The sequence below is a fragment of the Listeria cossartiae subsp. cayugensis genome (genome assembly GCF_014229095.1).
Taxonomy (GTDB): domain Bacteria; phylum Bacillota; class Bacilli; order Lactobacillales; family Listeriaceae; genus Listeria; species Listeria cayugensis.
The window spans coordinates 18,926-42,460 of sequence record NZ_JAARZC010000006.1 but is presented as its reverse complement, the minus strand read 5'-3'; the positions used below and the strand labels follow the sequence as shown (position 1 = coordinate 42,460).

Sequence of the window (23,535 nt, the reverse complement as noted above, 5' to 3'; positions counted from 1 at the left end):
TTTTACTTCGTCACTCGTTTCATTGCCATACTATCTTCCAGTTGTTTCATCGCATTTAACACGACTTCTGCCGTCATTTCACCTGGCATCATATGGATTGTTTCATGTGGTTCCGTGGCGCGCTTAGCAACTGCAATAAGCGTATCATCCGCAAGTGTCGCAAGCCCCATATCGTATAAACTCATTGGAAGACCTAGTTTGGAATAAAACGGTAATAGTTGTTCGATTTCATCCCAACGATTTTCAATAACTAATTGTACTAAAATTCCATACGCTACTTTATTACCATGCAATAAGTGATGCGTTTCTGGAACCATCGTTAGCGCGTCATGAATCGAATGCGCACCAGCACAACGACCATAATCGTCCCCAAAACCACCAACCATTCCACCAACTAAAATGTTTGTTTCGATAATTTTAACGAATGCTTCATTTAGCTCTTGTTTATCCATGGCAGCGAGTGCTTCTTCACTGAACTCTAACAAGTTATCACGACACATTTTCGCAGCAATGTGGGCAATTTCGATTTCAACAGATTTACTCGGTAAAGCGTTAATAATCACATCTGCTTCGTACCATTTTGCTAATGTATCACCAATTCCCGCAACAAGTAGTTCTTTTGGAGAATCTAAAATCATTTCTGGATCAATTAATAATAACGCATTGCTGCTAGCGAACACATCGTAACGAATCATCGCACCCGCTTCGTCATACATCACACTAAGCGGTGTATAGGCAGCGCAAGTAGATGCAAGTGTAGGTAAAATAATGACTGGCAACCGTAAAACTGCAGCAGTTGCTTTACATACATCGGCAATTTTTCCGCCACCAACTGCAATAATCGCATCCATCTTGTTTGTTTTCATTAGCGTTACCAGACGATCACGTTCCTCGTAGGTAGAACCACCATTATATACTTCAAAAGTAGATGTAACCGTTGATAATTCAGGGAATTTAAGTTTAGCAACTTCCCAAGAAGCATTTCCACGAACTACTAACACATTTTTCAAACCGCGGCGTTCTAAGTGAGTGGGTAACGTATCCCACGCGCCAACTTGGCAAAAATATTCTTGCGGAGCTCCGCGAACAATTAATTCTTTATTCAACAAAAATCATCCCTTCTGTCTGGCACGGTCGGATATTCGGCTGCGACATTTATAATTCAAATTGTATAGGAACTTAAACCTACTGTCAAACTAGCTATTGCTTAGCGATTTCGTCATCGCCAAACCATTTTTTGCTAATTTCTTGCATTTTGCCTGCTTTGTATAATTTTTCAAAAGCTTCATTGATTTTTGTTTGTAATTCTTTATCACTTTTACGCATTCCTACTGCAAAATCTGTTGCATCAAAACCGCCAGTTATAATGTTGTAATCGTCTTTATTTTTTTGTTTATCAATGTAATAACGCGCGTAAACTTCATCGATAATTAAACCGTCAATCCGTTTGTTATTCAAATCAATAAAAGCTGTATCAAATGTATCATATAATTCTGGCTCATTGTTATTAATAATATCTGTCAGCACTTCAGGTTTGTTCGCCATATCATCAATCGAACTTGCGCCGTTTTGAGCTCCGAGTGTTTTATCTTTCATATCGCTAAATTTATTAATATTGCTTGATTTCAACGTTACTAGCACTTGCTCGTTTTTCATGTAAGGGTTACTAAAAGCGACTTGTTTCTTTCTAGCATCCGTCACAGTATAGCCATTCCAAATTAAATCAATCGAGCCATTTTTCAATTCTGACTCTTTCATCGTCCAATCAATCGGCGTGAACTTCGCTTTAATGCCATATTCCGCAAAAACTGCTTTCGCCAAATCAATATCAAAACCGACTAAATTATCATCTTTATCTCGAAATCCCATTGGCACAAAACTATCATCCAAGCCAATCACGACTTCTTTATCTTTGTTAATTCGCTCCCACTGGTCTTCCTTCGATTCACTACTGGAACAAGCTCCCAGCGCTAACATCACAATTGCCATTACAGCTATTAATAATCCTTTTTTCATCTTAAATTGCCTCCTTTTTTAGTGGTTCGACTTCCATCATTTGATTCGCTACTTTTTCTGCAAAAGTGTGATCATGCGTGACGATAATCTGCGTAATTCCAACCTTCTTCAAACTTAAAATTAACGCTGCAACATGATCGCGTAAGTCAGGATCGAGTGCCGATGTTGGTTCATCAAACAGGAGTACTTTTGGGTTCATCGCAAGCGCACGGGCAATGGCTACGCGCTGTTTTTGTCCGCCTGACAATTGGAACGGCATGCTATCGGCTTTATCGGCTAAATCAAGCAACCCTAGTAATCGTGTTGCTTCTTTGATGGCTTCGTCTTTTTTCGTTTTCCGAGCAAGTGTTGGTGCCAAAATCAAATTATCGAGAACGCTTAAATGTGGAAACAAGTGGAATTCTTGGAACACAACACCAATCGTATTTTCGACATCTTTCCGCGACATTGGGTCAATTTTCTCTCCATCAATGAAAATTTCGCCAGCATCCATTTTTTCCAGTCCACTAATACAACGAAGTAAAGTCGTTTTTCCACCACCAGATGGCCCAACGATAGAAAGTATTTCGCCATTTTGAAGCGTTATGTTTACATTATCTAAAATCGTTTTTTGATCAAATTTTTTCGATAGATTTTTAATTTCCAACATTTTCTTCACCTCATTTATAATAACTAAAACGTTTTTCGAGTTGTTTAAATAGTATGGTTAGGATGGCAGTTAACGCCAAGTAGATTGCTGCTACTAATACGAGCGGGATTAGGGTAACGTCTCGACTCATGGCGATTTTCCCTGCTCGTAATAAGTCGCCAATTCCGAGGATATAAACTAAGGAAGAATCTTTCACTAAGTTGATGACTTCATTACCAATCGCTGGCAAGACGCGTTTAACAACTTGAGGTAAGACAATTTTCCGAAGTGTTTGTCCATAAGTAAGCCCAAGCACCTTCGCACTTTCATATTGTCCATTTTCGATAGATAGAAAGCCACCGCGGAAAATCTCTGCAAAATAAGCAGCATAATTTAAAATAAAAGCAATAAACACCGCGTCCATCCGGTCAAAAACTACGCCAATAATCGGTAAACCATAATAGATAAAAATTAATTGTAAAAGTAATGGCGTTCCTCGCATAATCCAAATGTAAATATTTAAAATGAATTTCAGCGGTGCTATTTTGCTAATGTTCCCAACCGCTACGACAGCCCCTAGCGGAATCGAACAAACGAGCGTCACTGCAAAAACGAGTAAAGTTGTTTTCGCCCCGTCGAGTAAAGCTGGTAAAATTTCCATAATATAATCCATATTTCTTCGCTCCTTTTTTAGCATAAAAAAATCTCGTCGCTCTTGGCACAAATTGGCCAAGAGGACGAGAATACTATTCACGTGGTTCCACCTCAATTTACTGATACTTCGCAGTACCAGCCTCTGTTAGTTCGTGACTAACAAGCTATAACGGGCTTACCCCGAGTTCACCTACTCACTTATGCTTCAGCAAACCAGCTCCGAGATGTGTTCGATGACGCTATCTTTATCCTTTCGCACCAACCAAGGACTCTCTTCTAAAGAATCACGCTCTACTTGTTCTACTCAACGCTTTTGCTTCTTCTTGCTAATACTCTACCACGATAAAGCGACAGAGTCAACCGTTTTTAATTACACAAAAAAAAGCGGTGCGCATTCGCACACCACTTTCTATTAATCTTTCGCAATTAGTAAATAATCATCCTTTTGCTCAAAATAAATATTCACTTCTGTTCCCACGCCACTCTGAGATTGAATGGAAATTTCGTGACCTAATTTTTTCGCCATTTGTTTAGCAAGATATAATCCCATTCCTGTGGCTTTTTTCTCTTGACGACCAATGTTACCAGTGAAACCTTGTTCAAATACACGAGGTAAGTCTTCTTCTTTAATCCCGCGTCCGTTGTCCCTAATGTGAAGTACTTTCTTTCCAGATTCTTCCGTATCACACCAAATCTTTACTTCGCCGCCGCTTTCTGTGTATTTCAGTGCATTGGACAAAATTTGGTCCAAAATAAATCCAAGCCATTTACTATCCGTCCGCACGTCGATATCCACATTTTGCAAATCTAACTTCATTTTCTTACCAATGAAAAGTTTAGAATGACGTTTGACAGACTCGCGCACCACTGCTCCAAGATTTTGTTCCTGTATAAAGTAATCTTTCGAGAACGTATCCAGCCTGGAAAAATAAAGTGCTTGCATAACCAGTTTATCAATCGTCGTTAATTCTTCATCGATTTGTTTAAAAATTGTTTCGGTATCGTTTAAATCTGGATTATTAATTAACATTTTACTTGCAACTACCGGGGTTTTCACTTCATGCACCCAGTATAAAATAAAATCATGGTATTCTTGTTGTTTATCTTGTAACTTGCTAATTGTTCGTAATTCTTCTTTATGCTTTTTCGCCATTAGCTGATTAAAAAATGCTTGTTCGCGAGTCCGCGGTTTTGGCAGTAATTCAATAATATTTTCTTCAATTTCCCCGCTAACTAGCTCTTTCATTTCGCGCCAATAACTATATTTAAAGAAATAGCCGAGCACGAGGTATGAAAGTAAGAAGACTAAAACAAATACATATAAATAAATGAAATTTCCGAGTGTTAATTTACTATTAGGATCAATCGAAATTAATACGCCTACAAAAAACATAATACTGCAAAAAAACAATAAGAAAAATCGTTTATCTTTTATATAACTCCACCAGTTCATATCGCACCTCCTCGCTATAGTTAGTTTACTTCATTTGGAATGATTTGAAACGTAGCAAAATCAAACAAACCTTGGTCTGTTAGTTTTAACTCTGGAATAACTGGTAAGGTTAAGAACGACAAGGTTAAAAATGGATCAAAACCTTTGGCGCTACTAATTTGGTTAAAGGCTTTTAATAGCCCGGCTAGGTCCGTTTCTACTTCTTCGTACGGTTTATCGCTCAGAAGCCCTGCAATCGGAAGCGCCAAATCATGAAGTACTTTTCCAGCACCATCAACGACCGCAATTCCGCCGCCCGTTTGAGTAATATGATCAATTGCCGCTTTCATGGCTTCATCACTGACACCAACCGCAACAATATTGTGGGAATCATGAGCAACAGTCGTAGCAATCGCGCCTTCTGTTAAACCAAATCCTTTTACGATACCAACGCCTACACAACCGGTATCATGATGACGCTCTACCACGGCCATTTTAAGTAAATCGTTTTCCACGTTAGGGACGAATTTCCCATTTTGAATAGTGACTTGTTCGATACGCTTTTCGGTAAATAAACTGTTTGGTTGCATCCCGATGACATAGCACGTTTCTTTTGTTAAAGGTAACGCTAAATCTTGTAACTGTAAATGATGATTGATGGGGGGGGACGCAAATGGCACTGCTGCTTGTTGTTTGAAAGCAGCTTCGTTACGCACACCATTTTCTACGACTACTTCACCGTTTTTTAAGACTTTGCTAATTTCTACAGTTTTTAGGTCTTTGAGGAAAACGATATCGGCTTGGTATCCCGCGGCAATCGCGCCGAGGTATGGTAAATTATGACAATTGGCGGCATTGATTGTTGCCATTTGGATAGCTGTAATTGGTTCTATGCCGTTATTGATTGCCAGCCTGATATTGTAATTAATCGAGCCTTCTGTAATTAAATCATTAATCAATTTATCATCCGTGCAAAAGCAAAAACGATGGCTGTTTTTTTCGGATACGGCGGGAATCGTTTGGAGTAAATCACGGCCGACCGTCCCCTCGCGTAACATTACAAACATGCCGGCACGTAAGCGGTCTGTCGCTTCTTTCGCCGTTGTACTCTCGTGGTCTGTTCGAATCCCAACTGCCAGATAATTATTCAAATCCGCGCTCGTTAAGCCCGCTCCGTGACCATCAATTCGACCGCCTTCTTTTTTAGCATCGATAATTTTGGTTAAAATATCCGAACTACCTTTTGCTACTGATGGAAAATCCATTACTTCTGCAAGGCCGATTACTTTTTCATGTCGATATAGTGGGTGGAGTTTTTCGGCATGTAGTGTTTCGCCGTTATGCTCGCCGTCGGTTGCTGGAACAGAGGATGGAAGCATCACAAACATATCTAGCGGTGCCCCTTTGGCATCTTCTAACATAAATTCAATTCCTTTTTCCCCGGCAACATTGGCAATTTCATGTGGATCTGTCACGATGGTTGTCACACCATTAGGTAGCAGCACACGGGCAAACTCAGCTGGTGTTACCATCGCACTTTCTACGTGAACATGAGCATCAATAAAACCAGGTGCAATAAACGCCCCTGCTGCATCGATGACTTTTTCTGCTTCCGGAAAATCACCAATTCCAGCGATATAGCCATTTTTAATCGCAATATCGCCATCCATGATTTCTCCAGAAAAAACATTGATAATTCGTCCGTTTGTAATAACCAAATCCGCTTTTGCACGACCATCACTGACCGCAACACGCTCTTGCAGTTGTTTTAAATTCTCCACCAAATTTCACCTCCGTCAATTAAGCTTCAAAAAAACCTTCATCAAGCAAATAACCTTCTGCAGCTTCAAGGGTAGGGAAAACTGCTTCTAAATTTTCACCTGTATAAATAACCCACATTTTATTTTCATATACGAGCGATAGTTTTTCACCGCTATTGTCTTTGTATATTTTTGTTAAGCCATCTTTATAGCCATCCTCGTCGCTGTCCATAAATTCTTTTGCTTCAAGTAGTAAAACGCGAATTTCATTTTCCGAGTAATCTTTTACATTGACATAGCCTTGTTTGTCGAGCGGCTCTACTTCTAAAAATGGCGCGTAGACAAAAGCATTGCCATTTGGATGAAGATGTTTGACGATGATTTTTTTGTCTCGTTTACTCGCTGGATAGTGCACATTGATGCGCCCCATAGAAATTTCATGTAGTTCAAAACCATCGATTGCTTCTATAAGTGCCTTTTTTTCTTCAAAGTTTAACATAGTGTATTTTTTCCTCCAAAATTAATTTTCTTTTAAAATGTCTGTCACTAAAGTCGGTAACCATTCTTGTAAATCGTTAAAAACGAAACCAGCTTCTTTTGCTTTCGTATTATCTAAGTAATAGGTTTTTTCGAAGCCAAATGGAGAATCATCCACATCGTCAGTTACTGATTCCACTAGCGCAACTTCACCTGTTTTCGCTTCGAGCATTTTGATAAAGCTATTTAACGCATACGTGCCGTCAGAAGCTGCATTGATTGGTCCAGTCAAATCAGACTCAACGCCAACCCACGCTAAAAAATGCGCTGCTTCATCCGAGGTAATAAAGCCAATTTCAGCTTGACCATTGCTAATCCCAATTTCTTCGTGGTTTTTAATATGATCGATATGAAAATGCAGTCGTTTCGTATAATCGTCGAGACCAAGCACTATCGGAAAGCGAACCGCCACAACTGGAAATGAAGCCTTTTGGAAAAAAACAGCTTCTGCTAGTCGTTTGCCTTCTCCGTAATCGAAATCTTCCTTGTCACCTATCACAATTTCATAATGTTTTGGATTAAAGTCATCCTCTACTAGTGCACGTCCTTTTTGGCTGTACACTGAAAGCGATGACGTATATATGTATCGTTTCACTTTTCCTTTGAAGGCATCTACTGCATAGAGTGCTTCTTTTGGAGAGAAACAAATATTATCGTAAATAACGTCCCATTCTTCTTTTGCTAATTGAAATAAATCATCTCTTGATTCCCGGTTTAAAACCACCCGTTTGACAGAATCGCCAAAATTATCTTCTGTTTTTCCTCGTGTACCAATAGTCACATCATGTCCGTCCGAAATGAGTCTTTCCACTAACTTCTTTCCAAAAAAGCGTGTGCCACCAAATACTAAAACTTTCATTTTGACTCCTCCTTAATTTACGAAAAACAGGAAGTTCGCGTTTTTTGGCGCTATCTTCCTGTTTTCTTTCTCATTCAATCATATAACCTTGGCCTTTTTTCGTTTTGATAAATTCACCTAAACCAATTTCGGCTAGTTTTTTACGAATGCGCACGACGTTAACTGTCAGCGTATTATCATCCACAAAACTTTCATCTTCCCAAAGTGCGCGCATAATTTCATCACGACTTACAATGCTACCTTTTTGTTTCATTAGTTCATATAAAATTAAAAATTCATTTTTAGTAAGCTCAATTTTATCTTCTAAATGTGTGAGAGTATTCGTATCGATGTGTAGGAAGACATTATTGTGCTCCATTACGTTAGCTTCTTCTAAATCTGCATAAGAATATGTTCGTCTTAAAAGTGCGTTAATCCGCGCCATTAGTACATCAAGATCGACTGGCTTCTCAATATAATAATCTGCACCCATATTCATGCCCATAATTTGGTCCATTCGTGAATTACGCGATGATAAAAAGATAATCGGTACATTTGATACTTCACGGATTTGATTGCACCAATAAAAACCATCAAAGAAAGGGAGATTGACATCTAAAATAACTAATTGGGGCTCAAAAGATAAGAACTCTTGTAAAATATTGTTAAAATCCTCTACTACACCAATCTCAAATCCCCATTTACTTAAATGTTTCCGGATTGTATCACGGATTACTTCATCATCTTCTACGATATATACCTTAACCATTTCTAGTACCCCCTCAGCAGAACTCTCTATTCATTTTAGCTGAATTAGCCGTAAAAGCCAATTACTTTTTATTACCCATCACAATTTTGGTAAAAGAATCAATACATAAGAAGTAATATGCGGTATAACACACAATATAAATGCCTGTTCCAATTAAAACGGGATACTTAATATTGTCCATTAAATTAACCGAAATACCCCATAAAGCAGCCATCGAATGCGCAATTCCGAAAAATAACGGAATAACAAAAATCGGCCACACTTGTTTGGAAATAATTTTTCGCACTTCTTTTTCTGTTACACCTAACTTAAATAAAATATCAAATTTGGCTTTTTCCGATACGGCATCTGTCACGAGTTTAAAGTAAATAATACTTCCTGTTGCTAAAAAGAAGACAACACCAATAAAAATACCAATAAATAATAACGACCCAACCAATGTGGAAATCAAATGATAATTCGTATAATACGAAGAAACATTTTCTGAGAATAATGAGGGCTCCCCGTCCACGATTGTTTGCACTTTTTTATCCAAACTTTCGCTATGATTCGGATTCGTGATATCAAACATCTCGACAGATTCCGGCGGGAAAAGTCGTTCCAAATCATCATAATAGTCATCGGATACGACGAGTGTTTCATAGGAAATCCCTGTATTAAAGATAGAAAACTCACGGAAATCCACGACTTTGATTGGCTTCATATTTTTAGCAGAAGGTTCATTTGACTGAACGACCATTTTACGTGTAAGCCATTTATCTTGAATTTCTGCTCGAGCATAATACGTATTTTTCCCGAGTAAAATGGCATCCCCGTATGCTAATTTTTTAGGTCTTTCAAAGTCATCTCGCTGCCGCTCGCCGATTCGGATATACTCCGATTCAGATACAACCGTATGGATCATGTTATCCATGCGCATCCTGTATTTTGGAATATCTTTATACTCAAGGACGGCGCTAACCATTTCCGCCTCCATCAAACTTTTCAACTTATGATCTTGATCATCATGGATGGTTTGAATAATCTCCGCTTCTTCTTTGGCAGAAATATCAAGCACCTGATAACTAGAAGGATTCTCAGCTGAAATATCATTGATTGTTCGCACATAAAAACTACTCATCGAGCCAATTATCGTCAGCGTCGTCGCACTCAACACAGCAATCATCGCAATCGTTCCAGCATTTTTCTTCAACCGAAAACGTAGCGAAGTCACCCCGATAATATTTGTCCCATTATAAAAGAAATGCTTATTATTATATAATTTTCGGATTAAATAAGGCGTACCAAATCTGACCATCAGCCAAGTTCCTAAAATCACTGCCCCAATAATCACTAAAATCAAATCAAAAAAATCATACTTTAGCCAAATTGGCGATTCTTCAATATTGCTCGTCGCTAAATAATAACCAAAAATAATTAAAGCTAGCCCGATTAGCATAAATAAGAAAGACCCCTTAGCCACTTTCTCCTCTTTTTCATCATTTTTGAATAGTTGGCTTAAATTGTAACGTAAGACAATAAAAATCGCATACACAGATGTAAAGAGCATGATAGCAAAGAAGACGAGCATCGTATCCAGAATCGCTTTAAACGAAATAATAAATTCCGCATCGATCGCCAATCCGACAATCCAAAATAAAACCATCGCAAACAATTTAGAGGAAAAAATACCAATTAAAACCCCAAACAAAGTCGCCAGCATATAAAGCATTGCATTTTCAAAAAATAATACTAAAACAACTTGCGATTTCCGCAAACCAAGTAATGAATAAAGCCCGATTTCCCGTTTTCGTCTTTTGAGAAAAAAACTATTAGAATAAAAGATAAAAAAGAAGATAAACAATATCAACATAATACTTGCAGAAGAAAACATCGCCGGCCCGAATAGCTCCCAGCGCTTAAATACCGTTTCAATGAGTGGATTATACGATAACGAAACAAATGTAAAAAACACTAACACACAGACAATCAGCGAAACAAAATAAACAATATATTGATTAAAATTCTTTCGCATATTAGTCAGCGCGACTTTAAATAACATCGTTTTCGCCACCTCCAAGAAGCGCCAACACATCTAACACCTTTTGGAAAAATTGCTTTCTCGAACTTGTTCCGCGGTAGATTTCAGTGAAAATTTCGCCGTCTTTAATAAACATAATTCTTTCACAGTAACTAGCCGCAAAAGCATCGTGCGTCACCATCAAAATCGTAGAATCGCGGACATCTTTTGCTTGGGAAAGCCCCTCTAACAAGTTTGTCGCGGCTTTAGAATCAAGCGCTCCTGTAGGTTCATCCGCAAAAATGAGTGTTGGTTCCGTAATCATGGCTCGACAAACCGCCGTTCTTTGCTTTTGTCCGCCAGATATTTCTGTAGGATATTTATTCCGCAGCTCAAAAATCCCAAACTGACGCGCAATAATTTCAAAACGCTCATCTATTTCTGCTTGTTTTACGTGAGCGAGCGCCAGCGGTAAAACAATATTATCTTTCACTGTCATAGTATCTAACAAATTATAATCTTGAAAAATAAAACCAAGCTGATCACGTCTAAAAACCGCTAGCTCTTTCCCGTTCATTTGAGAAATTAGTTTCCCGCCGATTTCAATTTCTCCAGAAGTCGGCTTATCGATGGAGGATAACACATTTAATAAAGTAGATTTCCCCGCACCAGAAGGACCCATGATGCCAACAAATGAGCCTTTTTGTATTTCTAAACTAATACTTCCAAGCGCAGAAAACAAATTTCCTTTGGAGCCGTATACTTTTCTAACTTTATGCGCCTTTAGCACTGTTTCCATTGTATTCCTCCCGTTACATTCATTATTTGGTTATTTTACCTTACTTTTAACCAAGATACTATGGGCTATAGTTGTATTTATCAAAAAAATCATCTCCCTATTTTAAATAAAAACAGACAAATGATTTTTCTTCTTATTTCTTTTCCACGAAGATTTCCGTACCAATTGTTTCGTCATCTGTATAAGTTTCTCGCATAGATTGAATGAGTTTTTCCAGTTCTTCTAAACTGATGGAAACATCCGCGGCAACGATATCCCAAGCTATCTCCGCTCTCCCATTAATTGATGTCATGATTTTTAATCTACCTTGCGAAAAAAGCATAATCGCTGGCTTTTTCAATTCTGTTGCTTTTATTTCATTCCATGCTTTAAAATCACCACGGTAAGCAACTCCCCGTTCTGTTAATTCTACTGTTGGATTAAGATTAATTAAACGAAGCAACGGACGTAACACGCACAGCCCGATAAACACGAGTAAAATGATTTCTTCTATGCCATTAACACCTTTGATATGACTAAAAATAACGTAAAGCAATAATCCTACTGCCATCCAAAGTAAACAACTAGAAAAAATCAAGCGTCGATTTACCCCAAATTCGATTTTCTCTGTTTTCTCTGCTTGTTCTAGCTCATCTTCTATCATTTTTTTCCTCCAGTTTCACAGCTCTATTATTTCTATTGTACTAGAAATATACTACAATGGAAAGGAGGCTTTCTTTTTTCTGTAGAATAGCTCTCCAAATAATAAATTTCGGTTGACCTTTTTAGCATTTGTGATATAATTTCTTTAATGCTTTTAAGTAGTAAAATGTAGTAATTAAATAAAGGAGGAGAACATCATCGATCAAGTTATCTTAATTGGCTTCATGGGAGCTGGAAAAACAACGGTTGGAAATATACTCGCAAACTTAGCTAATTTACCGTACATCGATATTGACGAAGTAATTACGAGCGAACAAGGAATGAGTGTATCGGACATTTTCGCTAAATATGGTGAAAAAGAATTCCGCCGTCTAGAACATGAAAAATTAAAAGAATTAGCTAATACCAAAGCCGTTATCGCAACAGGCGGTGGCATTGTTCTCAATCCTGAAAATAGAGAAGTTTTGAAAAATACATATCCGGTCATTTATTTAGAAACCGACCCTGAAGTATTTATGAATCGCTTAAAAGGTGACACTACGCGACCACTTGTACAACAAAAATCAGCCGAAGAAATTCGCGCTATTTTTGAACCAAGGATTGCTCATTACCAAGCCTCCGCAGATTTCATTGTTAACACCGATAACCGCAATCAGCAAGAAGTTGCTACAGCGATTTTGGCTATGTTAGATAAATAAAAAAAACAGCGCTAATTAATTAGCGCTGTTTTTTTATTCTGTACAGTGTCTGCACCACATATCCGGTAACACAGACGTATAGTCTTTTGTAAATGTTAATAAATCATAAAACATACTATCTGCATAACCCGCATCAATGCCTTCGATTTTGTTTAATTCGATTTCGCGATGGAGCGATTCTAGAGCCGCATCACGGAGCGCCGGTAAAACGTAGCCTGTGATTTTGATTTGTGCTAAAGCAGCCGAAACCGTAATTCTATCGGATGTCCGAACATCACTGCCAAACTCAGCTAACAATTGCTGCAAACGCTCTACCCCATCGTCTTTTGCTGGAACATAATTCGCTTTCTTCACTGTTTCCATCATGTATTTTGGAAAAGCAGCTAAATTAAGTCCTTGGTCACTTTTATCACTAAAATATTCTTCTAAACGACGCAACACATCGAGGCCATCGTCATAGCCAAACGGACCGTAAGTATCTTGTTCATCCAAATAAAAACTGGCTTTAAAGTGCTCCTTGAAATGCGGGTGTGTTGTTTCGCTGTTTAATACGGCATTCGGGTTGTCAATATACATCGTAATCGCCATTTTCATTTCCTCCATTCATGTGAAACTTCCTACATTCATCTTACCAAATTATGCTCTCATTTGAAAGGAGAAAAAAATATGTCAATTTTACAACAATTTTATGACCACTTTTCACCATTTTTGTATTTTAATTAACTTAAACGTGATAATATTGTTAAAAATTAATCAAATTATGCTATAAACGTTAAATTATACACCTTTGACCATTTTTTTATTTCGTGGTTAAATAAAAACTGGACTTGATTTTTGTTAATCTCGTCTGTTAATTTATTAGTCAACCACACACACTCGAAAACAAAAACCGCCATTTATCCCATTATGGCGGTTTTTGTATACATTAATTTAAATCTAAAACAGTGACTGCTTCAATGTGTGTCGTCATTGGGAACATATCTACTGGTTGGACTTTCTTCGCCACGTAGCCACCTTCTGTCAATATTTTCATATCACGAGCTAATGTCCCTGGATTACAAGAAACATAGACAACTTTCTTTGGTTTCATCGCTAAAATCGTTTCAAGCAGTTTCTCATCGCAGCCTTTTCTAGGTGGGTCAACCACTAAAACATCTGCCACGATTCCAGCTTTATACCATGCTGGAATGACCTCTTCTGCTTTCCCTGTTTCAAACGTTGTATTCGTAAGTTCGTTTAGTTCTGCATTTACCCGGGCATCTTGAATAGCTTGATCCACAATTTCAACCCCATACACATGCTTAGCTTTTTTCGCCAGGCAAAGGGAAATAGAGCCAATCCCACAATAGGCGTCAATCACTGTTTCTTCCCCAGTTAGCTCAGCCGCATCAATTGCTTGTTGATACAAGACCTCGGTTTGTAGTGGATTCACTTGGTAAAATGAACGAGCCGAAATGGCAAATCGAATACCATGAATCGTGTCTTCAATAATATCTTTCCCCCAAAGCGTCTTCGTGCGGTCGCCGAAAATGACATTCGTTTTATGTGGATTAATATTTTGAACGATAGATGTTAATTCCAGCTGTTCTGTCAAATCGCGAACTATTTCATCTTTAAAAGGTAAACGTTCTTTCGTTGTGACAAATACAATCATTAGTTGCCCAGTAGTGTGCGCAAAACGCGTCATAATATGACGGATATCGCCTTTTCCTGTTTTTTCATCGTATGGCTCTGTACCATATTTAGCAAGGATTTCCCGTGCTTTTTGGACAGCCAAATCGCCTTGCTCATTGTGAATCAGGCAGGTAGACATATCAATAATTGCGTGGCTTCTTTTTTGATAAAAGCCAGCTGTTAATTTGCCGTTCACGAAACCAACTGGCACTTGTGATTTGTTGCGATAACGCCACGGATTCTCCATGCCAAGTGCGGCTGGTACTTCTACATTTAGTTTACCAATTCGCTTCATCGTTTCTTCCACTTGATTTCGCTTGAATTCAAGTTGACCCTCGTAGCTTAAATGCTGTAAACTACAGCCGCCGCATTTCGAATAAACCGCACACGGTGGTTCCACGCGATTAGGGCTAACCGTTTCGATATTTTCCATCCGAGCAAAACCGTAATTTTTGTTTAGTTTAATTATTTTGGCTGTCACTTTTTCACCAGGTAATGTATTGGGAATGAAAAGTGGATACCCGTCGATTTTGCCAACTCCACTGCCATCATGCGTTAAATCCTCAATTGTTAGTTCAATGGATTGGTTCTTCTTTAAAAGGGATGCTTCCAAAGTCCCTTGCCCCTCTCTTTGCTTTACTTAATAATGTATTCAATGCCGATTGGTTCTTGAATTACAGCTTCTTCCTGCTCTTTAAAAACTAGCATCGTATTTTTCTGTAAGGTAAAATCGTATACAAATGATTTTGGATAAACCGTCACATTTTTACTGGTAATAAGCTCTTTTGTGTTATCCGTAATCGTCACTTTATCCGGAATGCTACTATTAAAAATGCCAGCTGCAACTTCTGCATCATCACTTGAAAAAGTGGTTTTCAGAGATGCTTTTATTTCGTTATTATCGGTTTCTTCCATTTTTAAAGGTGCTTTGTCTGTTTGGACAGATCGTTCACCATTTGTAATTTCATAGTTAGCCAATTTTTTCTGAATGGTAGTTGTTGGGTAACGATATTTGGTATTGGTGATGTACTCTGAAACTTTCTTTGCTTCAATACGAAGGCGATATGCTTTGATATCTTTATACCGATCGTTAGAAGCTGCTAATTCTTTTAAAATTTCTTCGTTTGTCGTTACTAAAATTAAATCTCCATTTGCGGCAATCGTTGTTTGTGTGTTTACTGCAGGAATGGATAAGATTATATTGTCTTGTATCGGAATTTGCATTTGGTTGTTTATCCATACTTTGTTACTTTCAATTAGCTCTGCCTTCGTTACTTTTGGAGCTTGCTCTTCTGCATCCACTTGCCAAAAGAAAAAAACAGCCGCTGCGATAGCAATGATAAGAACGATTATTATCATCGTGAATTTTTTAAATAAATGTTCACTTGTCATATCGCATTCACCTCATTTCTTGTCAGACTACTTATTATACTTGTTTTAAGCAAATAAGACAAATAACTAACAATAATTACATCCTTTTTACTATGTTGCAATTAGGACGTTTAGGCTAAAAGAAAAAAACTACCAAGCTGGGCAGTTTTTAGCTATTTTCTTTTATGAATAAATCGGTTGCAGGGATATCATCCACACTTGCGAAAAATTCAATATGTTGTTTTAAATTGCGGAATGCCATTGGGGTTTCCCCACCAAGCTCACCGTCAAGGTTAATTAACATTTTGTCCTCTGAGTGGACAATTACTTTTTCGGATTTAACATAGATGACATTTGGTTCTTTAATATGATCGCCTCTAAGCGCTAATGTGACTAAACGGATAAATTCTGCCAAATTAACTTTTTTTACAATAATAAGCGAAAATTTACCATCATCTAGCTTAGCATCTGGAGCAATTTTTTCGAAGCCTCCGATAGAATTCGTTAATCCTAATAGGAAAAACATTACTTCGCCTTCAAAAATACCTTGATCGTATTCTACTTTTACTTTAGTTGCTTTCAAGGAAGGTAACATTTCAATTCCTTTTAAATAATAAGCAAGTTGTCCAAGCATTGTTTTTAATCGGCTAGGAACGTCGTAGGTAAGTTCGGTTAACCGACCGCCGCCTCCAATATTAATAAAATACGTTTCATTTGCTTTACCTATATCCATTGCTACACTTTGACCAGCTGCTATAATCTTCGTTGCTTTTATCACGTCTCTAGGAACATGTAAGGCTCTTGCAAAATCATTGGTTGTCCCGGTTGGTATAATCCCTACTTTGGGGCGATATTCTTTTTCTGCAATCCCGTTAATGACTTCATTAATGGTTCCATCTCCACCAGCTGCTACGACTAAATCAAATCGATCTCTTACAGCTTCTTCGGCAGCGCGTTTGGCGTCATCTGGTTCTGCAGTAGTTGCGTGTGCAGACGTTACATAGCCCGCTTCCTCTAATATCGAAAGGACATCTGCAAGATTTTTCTTAATGATTTCTCTTCCAGATGTGGGATTATAAATAACTCGAGCGTGTTTTTGCATTATGTTCGTCCTCTCCTTCACTCAAACAGCGTTGTTCAAAAGAAAAGCGCGTTTTGACACATGATAGTAATATTATAGCAAATTTCGCCATAAATTCCTAATAAATACAAGCAGTGAAGCGAAATGCCTCACTGCTTGCTTTTTAGCGTTTGTTCATTTCTTCTAATAATAGTTTGTTCGCCATTGGTGGATTTGCTTGGCCTTTTGTTGCTTTCATTACCTGACCAATTAAGAATCCAACAGCACGGTCTTTACCATTTTTAAAGTCAACGATAGATTGTTCATTTTTATCTAAAATTTCACCAATGATTGTGCGTAAAGCTCCTTCATCGGAAATTTGAACAAGTCCTTTGTCTTTAACAACTTGCTCTGCATCGCCGCCATTTTGCGCTAATTCACGGAAAACTTTCTTGGCGATTTTAGAGGAAATTGTGCCGGCTTCGATTAATTTAATCATACCTGCTAAGTTTTCTGGTGTTAAGCCTGTTTCGTGCAGTTCTTTTTGTTCTGCATTTAAGTAAGCGGAAACTTCACCCATTAGCCAGTTAGACGCTTGTTTAGCATCCGCTCCAGCTGCAAGAGTTGCTTCAAAGAAATCAGACATTTCTTTTGTTAGGGTAAGCACCATTGCATCGTATGCAGGTAAACCAAGATCGTTAATATAACGAATTTGGCGTTTATCTGGAAGTTCAGGAATTTCTGCACGAATACGTTCTTTCCAAGCTTCATCAATAAATAAATCTACTAAGTCTGGCTCTGGGAAATAACGATAATCATCGGATCCTTCTTTGATACGCATCAAGGAAGTTTTTCCAGTTGCTTCTTCAAAACGACGTGTTTCTTGTTCGATAATGCCACCAGAAAGAAGTACCTCTGCTTGGCGTTTTTCTTCATATTCGATACCTTTACGCACGTTGTTAAATGAGTTGAGGTTTTTAAGTTCGGTTTTCACGCCAAATTCTTCGCGTCCAACTGGGCGGATAGAAATGTTGGCATCACAACGCATCGAACCTTCTTCCATTTTCACATCGGATACGCCAGTGTATTGAATGATTGATTTTAGTTTTTCCAAGTAGGCATAAGCTTCTTCTGCAGAGCGAATGTCTGGTTCAGAAACGATTTCGATGAGTGGTGTTCCTTGACGGTTAATATCCACCAATGAATAACCGTGAGAAGTATGGGTATTTTTACCAGCATCTTCTTCTAAATGAAGGCGAGTGATACCGATTTTTTTCTTTTTACCGCCAACTTCGATTTCAATCCAGCCGTGCTCCCCAATTGGTTTATCGAACTGGGAAATTTGGTATGCTTTGGGATTATCTGGATAGAAATAGTTTTTGCGATCGAATTTTGTATGTTCCGCAATTTCGCAGTTGATTGCCATCGCTGCTTTCATACCGAATTCTACAGCGCGTTTATTTAAAACTGGTAAAACACCTGGCATACCTAAGTCTACCACGGTTGTATTTGTATTTGGTTCTGCTCCAAAATGAGCTGGCGCAGAAGAAAATATTTTTGAATTGGTTTTTAACTCTACGTGAACCTCAAGTCCAATAACTGTTTCAAAATTCATTGCTACGCCTCCTATAAGTTTGGTTTTTCTTTATGGAATGTTGTTTCTTGTTCAAATGCATGTGCTACTTTGTATAATAATGATTCTTCAAAGTAGTTACCGATAATTTGTAAGCCTACTGGTAAGCCATCTGAGAATCCACAAGGAACAGAAATAGCTGGTACGCCGGCTAAGTTAATCGGAACAGTTAAAATATCATTGGAATACATTGTAATTGGATCATTAATCATGCCGTCAATTTTGAAAGCTGTTGTCGGAGAACTTGGTCCGATAATTACATCGTAGTTTTCAAATACGTTAACGAAATCTTGTTTAATTAATGTACGTGCTTGTTGCGCTTTTTTGTAGTATGCGTCGTAATAACCAGAGCTTAACGCATATGTTCCAAGCATAATACGACGTTTTACTTCATCGCCAAAGCCTTCAGAACGAGTTTTAGTATAAAGTTCTTCTAAAGTAGTCGCGTTTGGAGAACGATATCCGTAACGAACGCCGTCAAAGCGAGAAAGGTTAGAAGATGCTTCACTAGATGCTAAAATATAGTAACTTGCTACACCGTATTCAGAATGAGGTAAAGAAACTTCATCCCAAGTAGCGCCAAGTTTTTCGAGTGTTTTAAGGGCATCTAATACAGCTTGTTTAACGCCAGGGTCAACGCCTTCCGCAAGATATTCTTTTGGAACACCAATGCGTAAGCCTTTGATGTCGCCAGTTAAGCTATCTGAGAAACGTTCTACTGGTTGGTTAATAGACGTAGAATCGTTTGCATCTAAACCAGAAATCGCTTCTAGTAAATATGCATTATCTTCTACATTTTTAGTAATTGGGCCGATTTGGTCTAATGAAGATGCAAAGGCAATTAAACCAAAACGAGATACACGGCCATATGTAGGTTTCATTCCGACTACCCCACAAAAAGCTGCTGGTTGGCGAATTGATCCACCAGTATCACTACCAAGCGAGAATAACACTTCGCCGGCTGCAACTGCGGATGCACTACCACCTGAAGAACCACCAGGAACTCTTGATAAATCCCATGGGTTAAATGTTTTGTGGAAATACGATGTTTCTGTAGAGGAACCCATCGCGAATTCATCCATGTTTAATTTTCCGATATTGATTGTTTGCGCACTTTTCAATTTAGAAACAACTGTTGCATCGTAAATTGGATCGAAGTTTTCTAAAATTTTACTTGCTGCTGTTGTGCGCAGGCTTTTAGTAACGATATTATCTTTAATCCCGATTGGAAGTCCTGCAAGCATGTTGTTAGGATCTATGCCAGCATCTCCAAGCTCTTCCGCTACATCAAATGCTGCTTCTTTATTTAACGTGATAAAGGAGCCAACTTTGTCCTCTACGGATTCAATTCGGTTGAATGATTCTGATACTAAATCAAATGGTGTAATTTCTTTTTTTACTAATTTATCGTGTAGTTCTTTTACTGAAAAATCAAATAAACCCAAAATAAATTCCCTCCTTAGCTACTTTTATTGTTCCATAATTGTTGGTACTTTGAACATGCCGTCTTGCTCATCTGGCGCATTCTTTAGTACTTCTCTACGGTCAAGCCCTTTTGTTGCCACATCTTCTCGTAATACATTCGATACTTCAATTGCATGGCTGGTAGGTTCTACATTCGTTGTATCTAAAGTATTTAATTGCTCTACTAGCTCAATAATTTTACCAAGCTGACCAGCGAAAGCAGTTGCTTCTGTTTCTGATACTTCTAATTTGGCAAGATTTGCTACTTTTTCTACGGTTTCTTTTGATATATTTGACAAAATGCCATCCTCCTTTTTAGTGGTACTTTCTACGCGGTAGTACTTCCCGCCTGTTAAAAATGGGAAGAACTGTCCTCTCCTGCATAATTATACAACAGGAAAGAACAATTCGCATTGTTTTTTATTAATCGTAAATGTGGGCGGTTGCTGCATCTTCATTTGCTTTTCTTGTAATTAATGCTGCTGGACCATCTGAAGTCGAGATATTGACTTGTAAATCAGCTGTTTTCGAAAGATGCTGACCTACTAAATCTGTTACGTACTGCGTGAAGCCAATGATTTCTGCTTCGCCGTAAAATTGTAGTGGAATATCAATACTTAATGCTGCCAATTGGCCATCTTCGTAACGAGCACGTCCAACTACACCAGTGAAGTTCGGATAATAATCTTCAATCGATTTTTTGAAATTAAGGAAGTTATCATTATCTGTTTTGTGGTCTTTAGCAGATTCAGCAGATGGTAACACATAATTTTTTTCCTCTACATCTTTCCAGCTTGAAAGACTATCGCCGTTCGCTGTTGCATAAGCAATGAAATTACCTGGAGCGACAGCATCACGCGCGCCTTGTTTGTAAATAGCAATTGTTACGGGAACATTTTCTAATCCTTTTGTTTGGCGAATGCGATTTAAGACTGTAGCCGACATTTCTTTTCCTTGAGCTAAAAGGTCGCTATCGCTAATCGCTTGTTCATACGTGTCGCCGTATTGTTCTTTTTGGTAGTAATCGACCGAATTCATCGCAAGCGCAATCGAAATTCCGCCAAGCGCAACTGTATCTTTATCGGTTTGTTTTAAATAATCTTGTTCTAAAATGTGTGCTAGATAAATCGGATTACGGTCTTTGCCATCGCCATTGCTCTCTGGATTTAAGCCGTTGGGATTTTTCTCGCTTTTTCTGTCTAACCATTTTTGTAACGTTTCTTTATCCAAGTATTGTCCTTCTTGGAAAAGATAATTATCTGGTGAGTATTTATTTTGAGAAACACGCATTAAACCAGATTCTAATTCGTTGATATCGTATCTTGAATAAATATTCGATACGACCAGTCCACGAGATTTACTTGCTTTGTATGGTAGTACTGTTTTGTAATAATTGGATGAAATTTGGTTTTTTGTCATGATGCCCGTTTCAGCTTTTGTATCGTCTTTTTGCACCACTTTATCGTTTGAGTCGAGTTTTGGGGCACAGCCAGAGAGAACAAGCGTTAAACCGAGCGCTGCAATTATGAGTTTTTTCATTCGTTTAATCCACCTTCGTCTGGTAAGTACTCTATTAAGTCTTCTTCGGACCAAATAGGAATTGCTAGTTCTTCCGCTTTGGCTAATTTAGAACCAGCATCACTGCCAGCTACAACAACATCCGTTTTTTTACTGACGCTTCCAGAAACATTTCCGCCGAGTGATTCGATTAATGCTTTTGCATCATTACGCGTTAACTTCTCTAGTTTCCCAGTTAAGACAACGGTTTTGCCTGCGAAAACAAGTTCTTCCTCGGACATATCTTCTAGTTTTGGCCCTGTATAGGTCATATTGACGCCAGCCCTTTTTAGTTCTTCTAATAAATCATGTACTTCTTCATTCGCAAAATAGGTCACAATACTATCTGCCATTTTTTCTCCAATGTCGTTAATACTTGTCAGTGTTTCTTTGTCTGCTATTTTCAGTTTATCCATTGTGTCAAAATGAACCGCAAGCGATTTGGCTGCTTTGGCACCAACATGGCGAATTCCCAAGCCAAATAGTAATTTTTCCAGCGAATTCTCTTTACTTGCTTCGATGGATGCCAGTAAATTAGTTACTGATTTCTCACCCATTCTTTCTAATTCTAACAGTTTCTCCTTCGAAAGGAAAAACAAATCTGCTACATCTTTGATTAAATGTTGCGAAAATAGCTGGATAATCACTTTTTCGCCGAGGCCATCAATGTTCATCGCATTACGAGAAACAAAGTGGATAAGGCCTTCTTTAATTTGAGCTGGGCACTTAGGATTAATACACCTTAGTGCCACTTCTTCTTCCAAACGAACCAGTTCGCTACCACAAGTTGGGCATGTTTTTGGCATATGGAAAGGTTCTTCGCTTCCGCTACGTTCTTCGATGATACTTTTAATGACCTCGGGAATGATATCACCGGCTTTTTTTATTAAAACGGTATCGCCAATCCGGATATCTTTTTCCTTAATTAGATCTTCGTTATGGAGAGAAGCTCGACTCACAGTAGTTCCAGCGACTCTGACCGGTTCTAACACAGCGGTGGGAGTTATTACGCCAGTTCTGCCGACATTTAATTCGATATCGAGTAACTTAGTCGGTACTTCTTCTGCTGGGAATTTGTAGGCAATCGACCAACGTGGTGATTTGACAGTTGTTCCCATTTGGCGTTGTTGTTCTAAATTGTTTAGCTTTAATACAATGCCATCTATGTCGTATGCTAAGTCAGCACGTTTTTCTGTCCATTCTTCAATATAAGCATAAACTTCTTCTAAATTGTTACAAAGTCGGCGCTCTTTATTGACTTTCAGACCTAGTGTTTCAAGCATATCTAAGCCTTCGCTATGGGTTGTAACGCCCATTTCGCCAAAATCAGCTACGGCATAAAGGAAAATATCGAGATTTCTTGATGCCGCGATTTTTGTATCTAATTGGCGAAGTGATCCAGCCGCTGCATTTCGCGGATTCGCAAATAACATCTGGCCTTCTTCTTCGCGAATTTCATTTAATTTTTGGAAAGAACGTTTTGGCATGAAAGCCTCACCGCGAACTTCGATGGAATAGTCCTTATGAAGTTTCATTGGAATCGAGCGAATCGTACGCAAGTTAGCCGTAATGTCTTCCCCGATAGTACCATCGCCGCGGGTAGCGCCCTGTTTGTATTTACCCTTTTCGTATTGAAGTGATACTGCTAGCCCGTCAATTTTCAGTTCGCACATATAAGCAATATCATCGCCGACTTTATCGCGAATTCGGCGGTCAAAATCAGCCAAATCTTCTCGGTTAAAAGCATTGCCAAGACTTAACATTGGCGTGTCATGTGCTACTTTAGTAAAGCCATCTAAAACTTCTCCACCTACTCGTTTCGATGGAGACTCAGGTGTAACCCACTCGGGATGCGCTTCTTCTATTTTAAGTAATTCTTGCATCTTTTGATCGTATTCGGCATCTTCTACTGTTGGATTATCAATTACATAATAATCATAGCTGTATTGATCAAGTATGTTGATTAGTTCTTCATACCGTTTTTTATCAGCCATCATTCTTCAC

22 protein-coding genes and 1 other annotated feature are annotated in these 23,535 nt (G+C 38.4%); of the genes, 1 reads left to right on the top strand and 21 read right to left on the bottom strand.

The features are described 5' to 3' along the window. Positions 1-2 precede the first annotated feature (2 nt). From HCB49_RS13700 to HCB49_RS13645, 12 genes are all read right to left on the bottom strand, one after another. Positions 3-1,109, bottom strand: coding sequence for an iron-containing alcohol dehydrogenase family protein (locus tag HCB49_RS13700; protein ID WP_185605259.1), 1,107 nt, complete (start codon positions 1,107-1,109; stop codon positions 3-5). Between the two features lie 91 nt (positions 1,110-1,200). Next, positions 1,201-2,016 carry an amino acid ABC transporter substrate-binding protein gene (locus HCB49_RS13695; protein WP_185605258.1) on the bottom strand — a complete coding sequence of 272 codons (816 nt, stop codon included), beginning with the start codon at positions 2,014-2,016 and terminating at the stop codon, positions 1,201-1,203. Position 2,017: 1 nt separating this feature from the next. Beyond that, positions 2,018-2,665 carry an amino acid ABC transporter ATP-binding protein gene (locus HCB49_RS13690; protein WP_185605257.1) on the bottom strand — a complete coding sequence of 216 codons (648 nt, stop codon included), beginning with the start codon at positions 2,663-2,665 and terminating at the stop codon, positions 2,018-2,020. Between the two features lie 10 nt (positions 2,666-2,675). Next, on the bottom strand, positions 2,676-3,317 hold the full coding sequence (locus tag HCB49_RS13685; RefSeq protein ID WP_003742371.1) for an amino acid ABC transporter permease: 642 nt from the start codon (positions 3,315-3,317) through the stop codon (positions 2,676-2,678). A gap of 57 nt (positions 3,318-3,374) precedes the next feature. Then, positions 3,375-3,615 (bottom strand) — a binding site (T-box leader). Positions 3,616-3,710: 95 nt separating this feature from the next. Beyond that, entirely contained in the window at positions 3,711-4,751 is a 1,041-nt protein-coding gene (locus HCB49_RS13680) for a sensor histidine kinase (RefSeq protein WP_185605256.1), read from the bottom strand. 20 nt (positions 4,752-4,771) lie between these two features. Then, on the bottom strand, positions 4,772-6,514 hold the full coding sequence (gene ade, locus HCB49_RS13675; RefSeq protein ID WP_185605255.1) for an adenine deaminase: 1,743 nt from the start codon (positions 6,512-6,514) through the stop codon (positions 4,772-4,774). A 16-nt stretch (positions 6,515-6,530) separates the two neighbouring features. Next, on the bottom strand, positions 6,531-6,989 hold the full coding sequence (locus tag HCB49_RS13670; protein ID WP_185605254.1) for a hypothetical protein: 459 nt from the start codon (positions 6,987-6,989) through the stop codon (positions 6,531-6,533). A 21-nt stretch (positions 6,990-7,010) separates the two neighbouring features. Next, on the bottom strand, positions 7,011-7,886 hold the full coding sequence (locus HCB49_RS13665) for an SDR family oxidoreductase (protein WP_185605253.1): 876 nt from the start codon (positions 7,884-7,886) through the stop codon (positions 7,011-7,013). A gap of 70 nt (positions 7,887-7,956) precedes the next feature. After that, positions 7,957-8,634, bottom strand: coding sequence for a two-component system response regulator VirR (virR, locus tag HCB49_RS13660; protein ID WP_008948091.1), 678 nt, complete (start codon positions 8,632-8,634; stop codon positions 7,957-7,959). Between the two features lie 61 nt (positions 8,635-8,695). Then, positions 8,696-10,675 carry an ABC transporter permease gene (locus HCB49_RS13655; protein WP_185481458.1) on the bottom strand — a complete coding sequence of 660 codons (1,980 nt, stop codon included), beginning with the start codon at positions 10,673-10,675 and terminating at the stop codon, positions 8,696-8,698. Then, positions 10,665-11,432 (bottom strand): ABC transporter ATP-binding protein VirB, encoded by a 768-nt coding sequence (gene virB / locus HCB49_RS13650; protein WP_185605252.1) that lies wholly within the window; start codon positions 11,430-11,432, stop codon positions 10,665-10,667. Before virB ends, HCB49_RS13655 begins: the two co-directional genes overlap by 11 nt. Before the next feature lie 133 nt (positions 11,433-11,565). Next, positions 11,566-12,075: a hypothetical protein gene (locus tag HCB49_RS13645; protein WP_185481460.1), complete on the bottom strand. Its 510-nt coding sequence runs from the start codon at positions 12,073-12,075 to the stop codon at positions 11,566-11,568. Positions 12,076-12,253: 178 nt separating this feature from the next. Here HCB49_RS13645 and HCB49_RS13640 point away from each other — a divergent pair, with 178 nt between their 5' ends. Further along, positions 12,254-12,772, top strand: a complete 519-nt coding sequence (locus HCB49_RS13640; protein ID WP_311174246.1) for a shikimate kinase — start codon at positions 12,254-12,256, stop codon at positions 12,770-12,772. A 33-nt stretch (positions 12,773-12,805) separates the two neighbouring features. Here the strand turns inward: HCB49_RS13640 and HCB49_RS13635 are convergent, their stop codons facing one another. From HCB49_RS13635 to ligA, 9 genes are all read right to left on the bottom strand, one after another. Further along, positions 12,806-13,360 carry a molybdate metabolism regulator gene (locus HCB49_RS13635; protein ID WP_185605290.1) on the bottom strand — a complete coding sequence of 185 codons (555 nt, stop codon included), beginning with the start codon at positions 13,358-13,360 and terminating at the stop codon, positions 12,806-12,808. Between the two features lie 337 nt (positions 13,361-13,697). Then, positions 13,698-15,059, bottom strand: coding sequence for a 23S rRNA (uracil(1939)-C(5))-methyltransferase RlmD (gene rlmD / locus HCB49_RS13630; RefSeq protein ID WP_185605251.1), 1,362 nt, complete (start codon positions 15,057-15,059; stop codon positions 13,698-13,700). 23 nt (positions 15,060-15,082) lie between these two features. Then, positions 15,083-15,838: a hypothetical protein gene (locus HCB49_RS13625; RefSeq protein ID WP_185605250.1), complete on the bottom strand. Its 756-nt coding sequence runs from the start codon at positions 15,836-15,838 to the stop codon at positions 15,083-15,085. 148 nt (positions 15,839-15,986) lie between these two features. Continuing rightward, a complete protein-coding gene (locus HCB49_RS13620; protein WP_008948100.1) occupies positions 15,987-16,919 on the bottom strand; it encodes a diacylglycerol kinase in 933 nt (310 codons plus the stop codon). Between the two features lie 142 nt (positions 16,920-17,061). Next, entirely contained in the window at positions 17,062-18,492 is a 1,431-nt protein-coding gene (gene gatB, locus HCB49_RS13615; protein ID WP_185605249.1) for an Asp-tRNA(Asn)/Glu-tRNA(Gln) amidotransferase subunit GatB, read from the bottom strand. Positions 18,493-18,503: 11 nt separating this feature from the next. Continuing rightward, positions 18,504-19,955, bottom strand: a complete 1,452-nt coding sequence (gatA, locus tag HCB49_RS13610; protein WP_185605248.1) for an Asp-tRNA(Asn)/Glu-tRNA(Gln) amidotransferase subunit GatA — start codon at positions 19,953-19,955, stop codon at positions 18,504-18,506. 24 nt (positions 19,956-19,979) lie between these two features. Further along, on the bottom strand, positions 19,980-20,273 hold the full coding sequence (gatC, locus tag HCB49_RS13605) for an Asp-tRNA(Asn)/Glu-tRNA(Gln) amidotransferase subunit GatC (RefSeq protein ID WP_008948103.1): 294 nt from the start codon (positions 20,271-20,273) through the stop codon (positions 19,980-19,982). A 124-nt stretch (positions 20,274-20,397) separates the two neighbouring features. Continuing rightward, positions 20,398-21,513 (bottom strand): CamS family sex pheromone protein, encoded by a 1,116-nt coding sequence (locus HCB49_RS13600; protein ID WP_185392711.1) that lies wholly within the window; start codon positions 21,511-21,513, stop codon positions 20,398-20,400. After that, entirely contained in the window at positions 21,510-23,525 is a 2,016-nt protein-coding gene (ligA, locus tag HCB49_RS13595; RefSeq protein ID WP_185605289.1) for an NAD-dependent DNA ligase LigA, read from the bottom strand. Before ligA ends, HCB49_RS13600 begins: the two co-directional genes overlap by 4 nt. Positions 23,526-23,535 lie beyond the last annotated feature (10 nt).